The 16,415-nt window shown below is 67.5% G+C and carries 1 protein-coding gene (cut by both window edges); it reads right to left on the bottom strand.

All 16,415 nt of this window come from inside a single coding sequence — locus SNR22_RS06990, hypothetical protein, on the bottom strand. Of the gene's 53,508 coding nucleotides, 25,225 precede the window and 11,868 follow it; the stretch shown corresponds to coding positions 25,226-41,640, spanning codon 8,409 (partial) through codon 13,880 (complete); the first complete codon in reading order (the gene reads right to left) occupies positions 16,411-16,413. Both the start codon and the stop codon lie outside the window.

Below are 16,415 nucleotides of genomic sequence, written 5' to 3'. Positions count from 1 at the left end.
ATCGGCATCCGCCTCAAGCGGGACGGAGACGTAACCCCAGCCACGGCCGAAGGGACGCACCGGCAAATTCCACACTGCGTGCACCGCGGTGCGGACCAGGCCGCGCCACAACCCGGCCTGGAATGCCTCCAGCTCCGTCGCACTGCCCGGAATAGTCACCAACCGGCCGAAGCCATCGTACTCATGCAGTAGTCGCCACAGTGCCCGAGCCTCATGGTCCGACAGGTTCAGTTCTTTTCGCACCTGCGCAGGCACCTGCTGCAAGTCGCGCTCATAATCGCCGCCCAGACCGGCCATCCGCGTGGCCATCACATCTGCGGGTCTCGCTCTCCAGTCGGGACGCACCGGAAACGGAAGATCGAGCGGCACCGCAACGGCCTGGCCGGGGCGCGGTTCGGACACGTCGATCGGCGGTGCCCCGGCCGGATACGCCCGGGCCGTCCACTTCGGTGCTGTCAGTGCCTCACCACGCTGACGGCCGGTTACCTGGTAGAAGCCCGCAGCCTCATGGCCGCTGTAATTCACCACTTCGTTCACGCGAAGGCCGCGAACCTGAACGGCCACTTGGAAGTTCCGTGTCTTCGTACCGCCTATTACGATACCGCCGCCTGCCTGGACCTTGACGCTCTGGTTCAAGCGCAGCGCCAACTCGTCGGCAATGCCTTGGGCCACCGGCAGGAACGGCACACCTTCCCTGCGCTGCGCATAGGGGTTGCAGATGACCAGCAGCAACTCGGCCCGTTCACCATGGGCGTCCGGCTGCCAGAACGGGTCGTTGGCGATCACCTCGGCCAACGCATCCAGACGGAACGAAACACCTGCTACGGCAAGGTCAATGCCAGCTGAAGAACCGTGGACGATGATCATGTACATGCCAGGCAGGCCTGGCAAGCGAGGATCCATCAACGAGGTTCGCAGATCCGCCACCATCGGCGGGTTTCCCATGAAGGTCCGCCCACCGGGGATTGGGAAACTCCTCGCGAACAGTCTTTCAGCGGCCACACCCAATGGGGTGGGCGCAAACCTGGGCGGCAGAGCGGCCGGCGAGTCAGTGGTGGGCATGAATTGAAGCAGCGACCCCGGAGGACTTTTCGGGGTTCCTGCCCCATGGACCTCGACCGCCTCGGTCCGCCCCACGCTGGGCTGGAATTTCTCCCAGCCAGTAGAACGACCGGCGGGGCCCGCTACCAGGGAATCGTGCCTCGTCAAACCGATCTCGAGCCGACCGCCCCCATTGGCAAACGTGGCCAACCTGCCCGACACCAACTTGCCATCAATCATCATCACCGCACCGGCCGGCGGAGCAACCACCGGAGTGTCCAGCAGATTCGAGATCTGTTGGGCGACCGGGTTGCCGGATCGACGCATGAAGTCGCCGATCAGCACCGGGACCCTGCCCTCCCACCACGACCGCCGCTGTCGCATCTCGGCGGCCAGCTGCGAGACGTGTATTTCCACCTGCTCGAAGGGCGACAACACGTTGGTGTGTATGAAGATCGGATAGAACTCCCTGTTCAGCTCCGAATTCCATGCCCCACGCAGATCTGACAGGTCCGGGGTTCCCACCCCGGTCAACTGCATTCCCGTGCGGTCGCCCGACACGGACAGAGCTGCTGACACACCGGGCAAGCTGACCAAGTGGTAGCGCCCCTTATTGCCCTTCCTGTTGGGAGAAAGATGCAGCACCCATGGCGATTGGTGAGGTTGGGCGAGACCAGGAATGTCGGTCGATGGCGATGCGACGATTCCCGCGGCAGCCTTCACGAACGAGTTACTCAGCATCACCTCGATAGTGCCCGGCGGCACGCTCGGTAGTCGGTTTCCGCTGGTCGGGATCGGGCCCCTCTGTGGATTGTTGAACTCACTGAGAATGGACTCGACCGGCAATTTCCCAGGGCGCATCTCGACGTAAGCGAAGCTGAACCCTGACCTGTCCGGATGGTCGGGCAGTTTACCCCAGGCGTCGGATGCTGGGGCGACGGTCCGCGCCCACAGGTCCCTCTCCGCGTCCGACATCTTGCTGGTTGCCGAGGGAAGGTCAAGTGTCAGTTGCCGATCACGCAGGTATCGCCACAGCGCGACAAGGTCGCTGTCGGCTAGCGCTGCCGTCGCCGAACCCGCCGGAACCGCCGCAGCCCGAGTCGCCACGGCCCTGATGGTCGACCACGCGGCACCCTCCCCGTTGGGCGCTCGGGCAGCAGCCAGAGCAGCGGCGAAGTCCGCGTCGGCATTCACGGGAGCCGCCGACGCCACGTGGGGATCCGCAGGCGGGTTGACCGGCGCCGGCCCCACTTTGAGCCCATCCCACTGCGACACGTTGGCCAAGATGCCTGACGTCGGCTGGCCCGACTGCACGCCCGGCCACGAGGCCCGGTCACCCCGCAGCGTGAACACCGAATCGGCCAACGACGAATACAGCGACTGCGCAGGCGCACCCACGCCCGGCGGATGCCACGCCCACTCGGACGGGCCCAACCGCGAGGTCAGACGATCTTCGGCATCTCGTGACAACCCGACCCCGACGGCCCGCAACTCCCCGGCCTCGCCCGTCGACCAGCGGAACACCGGGCTCGAAGACGCCAGCACCCCGACGCCCAGACTGTTTCGCAACCTGGCGGCGAAGGAGAGCTCCGACGAGCTCGCCAGCGCGGCCTCACCGACAACCAGCAATACGTCCGGCACGGTGGGAGACGACCGGTCTTCCTGTCGGAGGACTGCTGCGAATTCCTCGGCGGTAAGGTACCGGCCATCAACGTGGAGTCGCTGATCGTGGTCCAGACGCGACACGACGGTCACCATGTTGGGCACCCGCGGTGCCATGCTTCTCGGCACGCTGTCGTCGGTCAACCACAGCAGGTCCCCGTTCGGTGACCCTGGGGCGCTCGTCGAAACTACTACTGCCGGTTCCCCGGACAACCCGGGCGGCGTCTCCACCCCACTGGCCGAGAACTCGGTCAGCACACTCGCCGCCATCAAGGACGAGTCGGCACCGAAGCTCCCTCGATCTGCCACGCCGGGGACGCCTGCCCGATCGTCGCCCTCGTTCGGCAACGATCGGGCAGGCGTCCCCGGCGTGAGATCGCCGCGCAACGCGGCCCTGGGGGCACCGGAGGGCTGCGGGGCTCGCTGTTGCGGAACAGCTTCTCCGGAAGCGTCGGATTCGACCGGCCCGTCGGAACCATCAGATTCCGAGCTATCGTCGGAGAGCGACTGGTAGTAGTCCGGACCCGGCACCACCATAACGAGCGCTCCGTCGGTGCCCGCATCATGAAGGTTCAGGTCCACCACTTCGGGATTCAGGTAGACCAGGCCGATGTCCGCGCCGTCGGATGTTGCCGGGGCCAACTCGGTCGCCTTCTTGATGAGCTCCTCGCTCACCGCGATCACCAACAAGCCCTCGCGCGTCGGCACCGGCACGCTCGACACCCGCACCGGAAGCGGCACGGGATACACCAACCAGTCTGCCGCCCGCTCGATCGGGTCGACCCCCTCGTCAATCGGAACAGAAAGATAGCCTAGGCCGTTTCCATCTCCGAACTGACGCGTCGGCAGTTTACTTACCGCGGTTACCGCGGTACGCACCAGGCCGCGCCACAACTCGGCCTGGAACACCTCCATGTCGCTAGCGGCGTCCGCGATGGCCACCGACCGGCCGACCTCGTCGTAGTCATGCAGCAAGCGCCAGAGTGCCCGAGTCTCATGATCTGACAGGTTGAGGCTTCGTCGCACATTTTCAGGCACCTGCCGAAGGTCGTTGTCATAATCGCCGCCCAGACCGACCATCTCTGTCGACATCTGATCCGCGGGCGTCGCCTTCCAGTCATACCGCACGGGAAAGAGCAGATCCGAAGGCACCTCATAGAGCTGGCCCGGCGCCGGTGGGGAAATACCTGCTGGCGGCTCGCCGACCGGATACGCCCGAACCATCTTTTCCGGCTCTGTCAGCAAACCACCATGCGGACGGCCGAATACCCGATAGAAATAGGCAGCACTATGCTGACCGTCCCGCCGCATTTTATCCCGTCCAGCCGGGACCTGCACTCCGACCCCGTATTGCCGACGGTTTGTAGAGACGGTTACAACGCCGCCGGCGGCCTGAACTCTGATGCCCGGGCCCAGTTGCTGCACCAACAAGTCGGCAACCCGCTGGGCCAACGGGAGGAACGGCACGCCGTCGCTGGACTGCGCATAGACGTTGCAGAAGGTGAGCAGCAACTCGGGCCGATTACCATCGCTGTCCGGCCGCCAGAACGGGTCATTAGCCAGCGCCTCGGCCAGCGCACTCGCGTTGAACTGCCCAGTTCCTACAACGAAGGAACCCGCCCAGCCGTGCATGTCGACGACGTACATGTCCGGCACGCCCAAGAGGCGGGAGCTGGACACCGCCATCTGAAGATCCTCCGAGTTCGACGGCGGATTGCCCTTGTAGATGCGCCCACCGGGGTAGGGGAAGCTGCGCGCGAACAGTGCCTCAGCGGCCGGGCTCAAGTTGGCGGGCGGAGACTCACGGGGCAGGGCGGCCGGCGAGTCAAAGGTCGGCAGCGTCTGGAGCCGCGCCGGCGACGGCTGGGGGTCTCCTACCCCCCGGACCTCAGCGACGCCGGTCCGCCCCTTGCCGGGCTGGAATGAGTACCAGCCAGCAAGGGCATCGCCGCGGCCCGGGATCGCACGATGTCCCGTCAGGCCGATCTCGAGCCGACCGGTGTCCGCGTCGACGAACGTGGCCACCCCACCCGACACAAGCTTGTTGTCGATAACCATCACCGCACCGGCGGGCGGCGCGATCACCCCGACGTCCAGATCGTCCGAAATCTGCTGGGCGATCGGGTTGCCAGCGCTAAGCATGAAGTCGGCGACCAGGACCGGCACCTTGTCCTGCCACAGGGACCGCTGCCGCCGCAGGTGCGCCGTCAACCAGCTGACGAGCGTCGGGCCTGTGTTCAGCACGACCATCGTGGAGTGGCTGATAAAAATCGGATAGAATCCATTATTCAACCGTGAATTCCACGCCTCGCGGAGATTCGACACGTCTGAAGCGGGGCCAGGGTAGGTAATCACCATACCGGCCGCATCGGCGATCACAGACATATCGCTCTTGACCGAAGCTGGCCAGTTACTCACCCGGTAGAAAGAGCCCTCGACGCCTAGCGACTTTGTGACGTCCAGCGACCATACCGATCCGCTCAGTTGGGCAAGGCCAGAAGCGCCGGCGGTGGGCGACCGGACGAGCCCCACAGCGTCCTTCACGAACGTATGGTTGATCACGACCTCGATGGTGCCCGGCGGGGCGGGACGCCGTCCGCCCGTCGGGATCGGGCCTCGTCGCTGATTATTGAGCTCGGCCAGGATGGACGCGGCCGGATGCTTCCAAGGGGACGCCTCGACATAGGCGTAGCTAAAGCCTGCCGGATCAGGATGGTCGGGCAGTTTGCCCCAGGCCTCGGACGCAGGAGCCACCACGTCCGTCCACAAACTCATATCCGAGTCCGACATCTCGCTCGTTGCCGACGGGAGGCCGAGCGTCTGTTGCCGATCGCGCAGATATCGCCACAGCGCGACGAGGTCCTTGTCCGACATCATCGCGGTCGCCGGGCCTGCCCCGGCCTGAGTCGCCACCGCCGTGTTGCTCGACGTGGCGGACGCATTCCGAACGGACGCCCGCACAGCAGCCAGATCAGCGGCGAACTCCGCCCCCTGATCCACCGCGGCGGCCGGATCCACCCGGGAGCGCACGGCACCGGGTGACGTATTGGCCAGCACCGGCCCCAGATTGAGGCCTTCCAGCTGAGACACGTTGGCCAAGAAGCCCGCTCTGGGGTGGCCCGGGTTCGGCTGCGACCAGGTGACCTGGGCACCTCGGAGCGTGCGTACCGCATCGGCCAGCGACGCCTCCAGCACCAGCGCGGGTTGGCCCGCGCCCGGCGGATACCATACCCATCCCGATCGGCCCAGCTGCAACGCGAGCTTACCCTTGGCGTTCTGTGCCAGCCCGATCCCGCCGGCGTGCAACCCCGCGCCGGGGCCCGTGGACCATTGGAACACCGGCGTCGCAGAGGCCAGCACCCCGACGCCGAGGCGGTCCCGCACGCGAGCGGCGAAAGATCGTTTTAGGTGGTCCGTTACCGCCGCCGCCTCGCTGACGACCAGCAACACATCCGGCCCACCAGATGGCGGCCAGCCCCTCTTTCGGAAAGTGTCTGCGAATGCCTCGGCGGTAACGGCTGAACCCACGCCAGTATCAATGAGCTGATCGACGCCGTTCAGACGCGACACCACCGTAAGCATGTCGGGTACCAGCGGTGCCATGCTCCTCGGCAGATGGTCGCCGATCTGCCATGAAACAGCCCCGGTCGGCAGCCGCAGGATGCGGGCCGGGGGTGCTTCCGGGTTCCCGGGCATCCCCGGGGCGGTGCGTTCCCCGCTGGCCAGGAGCTCCGTCATACCGCTCGGACCAGGCACCGAGTTCATTACGTCGGTCGCATCGATGGAAACCGAATTGCCACCCGCATAGCCGTCGCTCCCGCCCAGCAACGGAAGCAAGCTCGGCCATGGCACCACCGTGGCGAGCGCATGTCCCGTGCCGTCGTCCTGGTAGAACTGCACGTCCACCAGCGTGGGATCGACATAGACCAGGCCGACCTCGGAGCCGTCCGGGTTCCCGCCCGGGACGAACTCCGTCACCTTCTTGACGAACTCGGGACTCACCGCGATCGTCAACGAGCCGGAGGCTTGCGGTGGCGACACGTCCGATACCCACACCGGAAACTCGAGATTCGCCAACCATGCCTGTGCCCGCGCCCGCAGGTCACCGCCCGGGGCGAGCGGAACGGAAACGAAACCCCAACCGCCAGCGGCCCCGAAGGGTCGCACCGGCAGATCCCGCAGAACATCAGCTGTGGTACGCACCAGGCCGCGCCACAGCCCGGCCTCGAACACCTCCATCTCGGTCGCGTCATTCGCGATGGTCACCAGCTCGCCGACGCGGTCGTAGTCGTCCAAGAAGCGCCACAGGGCCCGAGCCTTGCGATCCGACAGATTCAGCTCCTGCAACAGAGCCGCTGGCACATCCTCGCTCACCTCCAGCAAGTCGCGCTCGTAGCTGCCCCCCTCCCCGAGCATCTCCACGGCCAGAAGGTCGCCGATCGAGGCGATCTCCCCGGTCCTCGGCGGAGGGAAAGGCCGAGCACGAGGCACCTCCACGATCTTGCCGGGCTCCGGTTCGGAGAGGCCGCGCAGCGGCTCCTCGACCGGATACGCCCGGGCCATCCGTCTCGGCCTGGTCAACTTCTCGCCGAACTGACGGCCGTCCAGCTTCCAGAAGAAAGCGGCCGGATGCCGGTCGTCCGTCACCACCATGGGCTGGTGCCCGCCCGACCGGGCCGTCGGCATCCCACTCGATTGGGGATCAGGAATCTCAACGGCCACCCTGATATTCAGATGCGTGCCGAGGAAATAGACGATGCCGGCACCCGCCTGGACACTGATGCTCTCCCCCAGGATCAGCGCCAAGGCATCGGCAACCCGCTGGGCCACCGGCAGGAACGGCACGCCGTCCCTGAGCTGCGAATAGGTGTTGCAGAAGGCGAGCAGCAATTCGGGCCGGTTCCCATCGGCATCCGGCTGCCAGAACGGGTCGGTTGCCAACACCTCGGCCAGCGCACTTGCGTCAAAGGAGGTATCTGCCGCCGTGAGGTGGCCAGCCCCACCGTGCATATCGATGATATACATGCCAGGAAGGCCCGGCGAGCGGCTGGCCCGCAGGATTTCGCCCAGCTCTTGCTGTTCAATCGGCGGGTTACCCCTGAAAGCACGCCCACCGGAGAACGGGATGCTGCTCGCCAACAGCTCTCGGGCGGGCTCGCTCAGATCGGGGTGCGGCGACTCACGGGGTAGTGCGGTCGGCTCATCAAAGGTCGACATCATCTGGTGCAGTGGCCCCGGAGGCAGCGGCTGGTCTCCTGCCCCATGGACCTCGACCGGCCCGACACGTCCCATTCCTGGCCGGAATTCCTCCCAGCCGGTGGCGTGTCCGAGGGGGCCCGAGACCGAGGGGTCACTTCTCGTCAGGCCGAGCTCGAGCCGACCGGCCCGGTCGACGAACGTGGCCAAGTCACCTGAGACCAACCTGCCGTCGATCACCATCACCGCACCCGCGGGCGGCGCGACCACCGGCGTGTCCAGCAGATCCGAAATCTGCTGGACGACCGGGTTGCCGGATCGACGTATGAAGTCGCCGATCAGCACCGGCACCTTGCCCTGCCACAGGGACCGCTGCCGCCGAATCTGGGCCGCCACCGCGTCGGTGATATCACCGTACTGATTCAAGATTGGCGTCATGGAGTTGTGGATGAAAATCGGGTAGAACCCGCCGTTCAACTCGGAATTCCACGCCTCACGCAACTTCGACAGCTCCGACAGGGGACCCAGGATCACCACCATGTCGGCCGTGCCTCCGACTATCTGCACCTCTTCGGGTAAGGGCCGCAAGGCCACCCGAAATCCGCTTGGGATTCTCCCTTCACTCGGCGCGAACTCCAACGTCCATGCGGATCGGTTCAGACGGGCGAGACCAGGAGTCTCCCTGGACGGCGATCGAACGAGACCACTGGCGTCCTTCACGAGCGCGTTGCTTACCATCACCTCGATGGTGCCCGGCGGGGCGGGACGTCGCCCGCCCGTCGGAATCGGGCCGCGCTGTTGATTGTTCAGCTCAGCCAGAATTGACTCGATCGGCAACCTGCCAGGATGCGCCTCGACGTAGGCGAAGCTGAAGCCTTCCGTATCCGAATGGTCGCGCAGTTCCTCCCATGCCTGGGAGGCCGGAGCCACCACCTCCGCCCACAGACCCCTATCCGCATCTGACATCTCGCTGGCCACCGAGGAAATGGCGAGTGTCAGGTGACGGTCCCGCACATATCGCCACAGCGCGAGGCGGGCCTCATCAGATAGCGCTGCGGTCGCCATCGAGAACGTATCTTGCACAGAGGACGGCGCCGCCGCAGACGGATCGGCGGTAAAGGTTGCTCCCGCGCCCACGACGGCAGCCCGCTGCCCGTGGGAGCCGGCATCGGGGTCCGGCGGCGCGACCGGCACCGGCACCGGCCCGACGGTGAGACCCTGCACCTGCGACTCGTTGGCCCAGACGCCCGACTGCGACTCCCCCGTGTTCGGCCAGGAGACCTGGTCGCCACGCAGCCATGACACCGTTTCGGCCAGCGACGACCGCAGCGATTGTGCGGGTTGACCCGCGTCCGGCGGATACCACTCCCACGCCGACCGACCCAGCCGTACCGTGAGCTGCCCGCCGGCCTCACGTGCCAGCCCCACGCCGATGGCTCGCAAGTCCCCGGCCCCGGCGGTGGACCAGCGGAGCACCGGGCTCGCGGACGCCAGCACCCCGACGCCCAGACTGTCCCGCAACCTAGCGGCGAACGACCGCTCCAGCGGCGCCGCCACCGCCGCCTCGCCGACAGCCAGCAGCACGTCCGGCACCCCGGAGGCCCCACCGCGCTGGCGGAGCTGGGACGCGAACTGCTCGGCCGTGAGACGACGGCTACCGACGTGGATCCTCTGTTCCTCGTCGAGACGCGACACCACGGTCACCATGTGGGGCACCCTCGGCGCCATGCCCCTCGGCACGCCGTCGCCAGCCAACCACCACACATCCCCGTCAGGCAGTCGCGGGCCGCCCGCCGGAGCTGCCGCCACCGACTGGCCCGGCAGCCCCGGCGGCGTGTCCACCCCACTGGCCCACGACTCGACCACACCGCTCGGACCCCGCGCCGCACTCGCCGCACCCACCGGACGCACCACCGGACCGTGACTGCCCACCACACCCGCGTAATGCGGCGCCAGAGTCTCCACGATCTCCCGCAGATCACCCTCCTCGACCACCAAAGGCGCACCCGGACTGTGATGACCCATCAACGACGAATCGGAATGGTCCACCGCACCGAGGAAATGCAAAACCTCATGCGCATACGTCCCCGACGGCTCCCCCTGCGCCCAACCCGCCTGATCCGTCCGGCTACCCGCAGCCCCCACCACCACCGTGGCATGCGCCAACCCCGGATCATCGACGAACCGCACCTCCACCCGCATCCGCACACCCACCGACGGCAACCGATAGCCCGGATCATTCAGATATCGCCGCACCCCGTCGCCGGTGGCCCGCTTGACCGCGTCGAGGACGTCGCCATCCGACTGACCAGTCAGGTGCAACCGCACCTCGAACACCCACACATCCGACGCGGGCGTCAACGCATACCGCACCGCGACCCGCTCACCACCAGGAACACGGGACACACCGTCACCGCTGAAACGGAACGCCTCACCCGTCCGCCGCCACCGCTCAGCATCGACCTCCACCCGCCCCGAGGCATTCAGGCCAGCCCGCGCTGCGCCGGAGTTCACCGCAACGAAGGAGCCGGTTGTCCCTGCCGGAGGCGATGCGGCAGCCCATCCGGCCGACGTGCCGGCCCCACCCGGCGCCGAGAAGCCGGCCGCCCCTCGCACCACCCTCGCGGAGACGACCCCCGTCTCCGCATTCCGATCGACCCACACCTGCGCCAACGACGGATCGACATACGCCAGACCGACGTCGGAGCCGTCCGGCGTCCCCGGCGCCAACTCGGTCACTTTCTTGACGAACTCCCTGTCGAGCGCGATCAGCAGCGAGTGCCGCGCCGGCCTCGCCACGCTCGACACCCGCACCGGAATCCGCCCCGGATCACGCAACCATTCCTGCGCCCGCGCCTGCGGATCGAGGCCCGGGACGAGCGGCACCGACACATAACCCCAACCATCGGCAGTTCCGAACGGACGCACCGGCAGAGCCCGTACCGCGTCCACCGCAGTACGCACCAGACCACGCCACAATCCAGCCTGGAACGCCTCCATAGCACTCGCAGCATCCCCGACAGTCGTCAATCGACTGATGTCGTCGTACACCCGCAAAAACCGCCACAACGCCCGAAGCTTATGATCCTGCAGGACCACATCTGCCGGCAGCTTCTCATGCGCCTGCCGCACATCGGCCTCATAGCTCCCACCCAGCCCAACCAACTCCGTAGCCATGAAATCCGCAGGCGCCGCCTGCCACCCAGGCCCCACAGGGAACTCCAGAGCAGAAGGCACCGCAGTAAGGGCACCTCTTACTGACGGTGGGATTTCAGACGGCCCGACTCCATGGGACCGCACCGTCGGCTTGGGCGCTGTCAAAGCCTCGCCGAGCTCACGACCGAAAACCTCATAAAATTGAGCAGCCGGATGCTTAATGTCCCGAACAATTTGGTTCTTGCGGGGATCGAAAACCTCGACGGCCACCGCGTAGCCCTGCATTAGGTGATCAAAGACCACAATACCGCCGGCTGCCTGTATTCGGATGCCGTGGCCCAGGCGCATTGCCAGAGCGTCGGCAACACGCTGGGCAACCGGCAGGAACGGCACCCCGTCGACGGCCTGCGAATAAGTGTTGCATTGCGTTAGCAGCAACTCGGGCCGCCTACCGTCGGCACCCGGCTGCCAGAACGGGTCACTGGCCACCACCTCAGCCAACGCCCGCGCATTGTAGAAAAGGCTTCCTACACTAAGACCCTCCGAACCCCCGTGCAGCGCAATAACATACGTGTCGGGCAGGGCCGGATGACGGGAGCTGGACAACAGAGATTTTAGATCCACCAACCCGCTGGGCGGGTTGCCCTTGAAAATGCGCCCGCCCGGGAACGCGAAGCTCTGCGCGAGCAGCTCCTGAGCGGTCCGGCTCAACGGGGAAAGCGTCGACTCGGGGGGCCAAGCGGCCGGCGAGTCAAGTGTCGGCATCAGCTGGACCATCCGGGCCTGGTGCGAGGGCAGGCTCCCCGTTCCACGGATCTGCGCTACGCCAACCTGACCCATGCCCGGCTCGAAGACGGCCCAACCCCCGGAGTGACCGACACGCCCCGCCACCGAGGGACCAGGGCCGATCACACCGATCTCCAGCCCACCGGTCGCCGCATTGACAAACGTGGCCGCCGCACCCGACACGAGCTTGTTATCGATCACCATGACCGCACCAGAAGGCGGCGCGACCACCCGAGTGTGCAGCAGATCCGAAAGCACCTGGGCGATCGGATTGCCAGAACTCCGCAGAAAATCGCCGACCAGAACCGGCACCCGCCCCTGCCATCGAGGCGACTGACGTCGCACCTCGGCCGCCAACGCCTCGACCCCGGATTTCGACCGAGTCGTCGTGATCGGAAATATCATGCCGATGAAAATCGGATATAACCCAGGATTCAGCTTCGAATTCCATGCCCCAGGAAGGCTTGATTTTTTTGTCTCTTCAGGCACGCTCAGGACCATGTAGTCGTCTGCAAGTTCCTCCTTCAATACGAATGGGAAGTACGCCTCGACCAGTCGGTATTCGGCTCTAGCTTGCCCTTCGACCGACCCAATCTCCAGCTTCCACCCCGATCGGCTCGGGCGAGCGAGTCCAGAAGCGTGGTCCGGTAGCGATCGGATGCTCCTGGCATCCTTCACGAATACGTTGCTTACCTGCACCTCGATGGTGCCCGGCGGGGCGGAACGCCGCTTGCCGGTCGGCATCGGGCCCTGGCGATGATCATTCAACTCGGCCAGGAGGGATTCGACCGGCAGCTTACCCGGATGCGCCTCAACATAGGCGAAGCTGTAGCCCGACGGGTCAGGATGAGCCGGCAACTTCTCCCACGCCCCGTCGGAGACCGGCCGTGGCCGATCACGCAACTGCCGCAACACCCCCGTCAACTTCTTCATCTTGGAGCCGCCAGCAGCCGGCGCCGGTGGCTGCTGCCGAGGAACGTCACCGTCCGGCTGTGGCTCGTTGGCCAAGATGCCCGACGTCGACCGGTCCGGAATCGGCCAGGAAAGCCCATCGCCACGCAACGACGAGACCGCCTCGGTCAACGACGATTCCAGCACCAGTGCGGGCCTGCCCAGACCCGGCGGATACCACTGCCACGCCGATCGCCCCAGTTGCAACGTGAGGACCCCATCGGCGGAACGTGACATCCCCACCCCGGTGGCCCGCAACTCCTGCGCGGCACCCGTGGACCAACGGAACACCGGACTCGTAGACGCCAACACCCCGACACCCAGACGGTCCCGCAACCGCGCCGCAAAGGACCGCTCCAGCGGCCCCGCCACCGCTGCCTCGGGAACGACCAGCAACACATCCGGCCCACCCGAAGCCGGCCACCCACGCCGGTCCCGAAGAACCCCTGCGAACTGCTCCGCAGTAAGACCGCGACCATCGACCTGAATCAACTCACCGTGACCCAGACGCGCTACCACGGTCACCATGTGGGGCACCCTCGGCGCGATGCCCCTCGGCACGCCGTCGCCAGCCAACCACCACACATCCCCGTCAGGCAGTCGCGGGCCGCCCGCCGGAGCTGCCGCCACCGACTGGCCCGGCAGCCCCGGCGGCGTGTCCACCCCACTGGCCCACGACTCGACCACACCGCTCGGACCCCGCGCCGCACTCGCCGCACCCACCGGACGCACCACCGGACCGTGACTGCCCACCACACCCGCGTAATGCGGCGCCAACGTCTCCACGATCTGCCGCAGATCGTCGTCGCTGACCGCCAGGGACGCCGCCTCCGGGTCATGGTGACCCATCAACGACTCGCCGACCGGCGGTGCCACGCCGTCACCCGGAGGCAGCAGCGAGGCCCGATGGTCGGCCACCCCCAGGAAGTGCAGCAACTCATGCGCATAGGTCGCCGGCGGCTGCCCCGCCGCCCAGCCCGCCTGATCCGTCCGGCTGTCCGCCGCCCCCACCGCCACCGTCAAATGCGCCAGCCCCGGCTCATCGACGAACCGCACCTCCATGCGCAACGGCACATCCACCGACGGCAACCGGTGCCCCGGCGCATTGAGATAGGTCTCCACACCCTCCTCGGCGGCCTCCCGCACCTGCTGGAGCACGGCCTCCGGCTGACCCGTCAGATGCACCCGCACCTCGAACACCCACACATCCGACGCGGGCGTCAACGCATACCGCACCGCGACCCGCTCACCACCAGGCGCACGGATCACCTTGTCGCCCGTGGGGCGGAACGCCTCGCCCGTCCGCCGCCACCGCTCAGCGTCGATCTCCACCCGCCCCGGAGCACCCGGGGCATCCGCCTTGTCGGCGGGGCCCGCCGGCTGCTCGGGCCGGGATACCGGCCCGATGTCGCCGGTGGCCTCGATGGGCTGGCCACGTGCGCCTGCCGGGGCGTCCGTGTCGTGCGCGCGCAGTAGGTCCTGATCGCTCGGCGTGCGTCCGTCCAGCAGCGCGGCGACGCCGGCACCGAAGTCTTGCAGGGTGGCGATTTCCTGGTCGTGCAGGAACTCGAGCCGTCTTTCCACCTCCGGCCGGCCCCGGAGACCGCTCAGCCGGTCCCGAATGGCCTGTGGCAGATGGTGGACGGCATCGTTCACGGTCTGCGGGTAGCCGGCAGCGGTCAGCCGTACCACCTCGCCGTTGGGGTGGGCGAGATACGGTCGGACCCGCTGTGTGGTCTGCTCACCGACCCGCAGCTCGACCAGGACGCCGAGATCGCGGGCGAGGTCGCGGGCGATCCGGACCCGGTCCAGGCTGAGGACGGCCGCCTCCCGGACGAGGTCGAGCTCGGTCGTCACGGCGGTGGCCGTCGGGTCCGCCGGCTGCCGCTCGACGGCGGTCAGCACCGGGCGCCCCGGCGGGAGGCCACCGTCGGGCAGGTGTAGCCGCCGGACCAGCTCGGCGACGGTGTCGGACGGACCGTAGCCGGACCGGGCGATGCCGGCCAACGCGGCGTCCACATCGACGACGTGTCGGGTCCCCACCTGCGACGCGCCCCCCGCCGGCACCGGGTTGGCCGCGTCTCGCGCGGCGCGGTAAGCCGTCGTCAGATCCGCCGTGCTCTGTTCCATCGCCTGAACGGCCAGGGCGTGCGCCCGGCGCAGGCCCTGGCCTGTCCGAAGCTCCTCCCGCATGTCGTTCGCCCGCTCGCGCAGCTCCGTCAGAAGCTGTTCGTGGCCGCGGCCGGCAACGAGTGCCCCCCGCAGAGCTTCGTTCGCCCTGCCCAGCGCCGACTGGGCAAAGGAGAGTTCCGCCTGCGCCTTGGTGAGCGCTTCTTCGGCAGTCACCTGCTTTTCCTCGCGCCCGGCCCTGGCCGCGACGTCGCGCAACTGCCGCTCAGCGGCCTCGACCCCACGCCGCGCCTGCCGCTCCCGCTGCTGCGCGTTCGGCAGTTCGGCCCGGTGTTCGGCGATCGACGCCGCGCTCCTGGTCAGCGCCTCCTGTGCCCTGTCGAGTCCGTCCTGCAGGTAGGCGAGCCGGGAATTCGCGGCGCGGTTCGCCTCCACGATCTCGCGGAGCTGTCGACGCGCGTCTTCGAGGCCACGGTGGGCCGCATCGAGGGCGTTCGCGGACTCCTGCTGCCGCTTCCACAATCCCGGCCCCGGGGTGTTGACCGCGCCGACTTCGGGAGCCGCCGGTTGCGCTGCCGCAGGGTAGAGCCGTTCGGCGAGATGCCCCAGGGCCGCACCGTGCGGGAGGGTCGTGTCGTCGCCGAGCTTCCGGATCACCTCCGCCCAGCGCCTGCGCTGAGTCGTGGAGTGGTCTCCGCGCGCAGCGCGCACCATCGCGCCGACGGCGTCGTCGTTGATCGGCAGGCCGGCGAGCGCGTCGGCGGTCAGGTCCAGGATCTGCGCGTCCACGGCGTTGACGGGGCCCGGCAGGGAGCGCGCCAGCTGCGCCAGCGCCGCCACCACCACGGGAACGGCCAGCCCCGGAGCGGGGAGCAGCGTCATCAGCAACTCCTGCCGCTCGGTCGGGCCTGCCGCGGCGACGGCGGGTGCGTCGGGGTGCCGGGTGGGACCGAGCAGGTATTGGTACCCGTCAGCGATACGGCCGTGGCTGCCCAGGGTGAGCAGCGCCCGCAAGGTGGCGAGGTGGGCCTCGTCGGGCGCCTGAGCGGCCCTGAGCTGCAGATTCCTGAGGCTACGGTCGGAGAGCAGCTCCGGGCGGTGAGCATTCAGGTATGCCTGCGACTGCGCCCAGTCGGCGATGCCGGTCCAGTCGTCGAGCGCGTTGACGGTCTCGGGCAGCGGAGCGGGCGAGGTGGCGGAGGGCTGCTGGTCCGGCGACGTCCCGGCCCACGCTCCCATCGGTTTCGACAGGGCCGTGATCAGGCCTGGACCGTCGGAAGTGCCCTGCCACAGGCGGGCAAGCTCGGCGGCGGTCCGCCCGGCGGCGGCCGCGGTGACCAGGTCGGTGTCCGTCGGGCTCAGTTCGCCGATCAACTCGTCGGTCCCGAGGTACGCCGACCCGGGGACGGTGTCGAGTGCGGATCTCAGCAGTGCCAGGTCCACCGCCTGCTCGTCGGGCACTCGGAAGGCGGGCTCGCTCAGGGCGTCCGCCC

Source organism: Micromonospora sp. RTGN7, assembly GCF_033804645.1.
Classification (GTDB): domain Bacteria; phylum Actinomycetota; class Actinomycetes; order Mycobacteriales; family Micromonosporaceae; genus Micromonospora.
This window is presented reverse-complemented; position numbering and strand designations above follow the sequence as displayed.